The sequence below is a fragment of the Shewanella electrica genome (genome assembly GCF_022321485.1).
Classification (GTDB): domain Bacteria; phylum Pseudomonadota; class Gammaproteobacteria; order Enterobacterales; family Shewanellaceae; genus Shewanella; species Shewanella electrica.
Genome location: NZ_JAKOGG010000610.1, coordinates 1 through 247 on the forward strand (window position 1 = coordinate 1; position 247 = coordinate 247).

The following is a 247-nucleotide window of genomic DNA, read 5'->3' on the forward strand; positions in this document are numbered from 1 at the left end:
CCTGGCTACTCCCGGGCTCTTGTTTCAGAAACTGGTTGCATGGAAATGCCAGTATCTCAAGACCTCTGTCTTTATATTTGCTGTAAAGCTCAGTTAACTGGGTGTAATTGGAATTTGTAAATCCACATTTTGAAGCGACGTTAACTACAAGAAGAACCTTCCCTTTGTAGGTGCTGAGGTTCACGTCTCTGCCCTTAGCATCCTTGACCATGAATTCATGGATGGATTTTTCTGTGACCGATGCCGA

At 44.1% G+C, this 247-nt stretch carries 1 protein-coding gene; it reads right to left on the reverse strand.

Annotated elements, in window-relative coordinates; all coding sequences use genetic code 11:
- Nucleotides 1-211: redoxin domain-containing protein (locus L9G74_RS24535; RefSeq protein WP_238898895.1), on the reverse strand; the 211-nt coding region annotated here is incomplete at its 3' end.
- Nucleotides 212-247 lie beyond the last annotated feature (36 nt).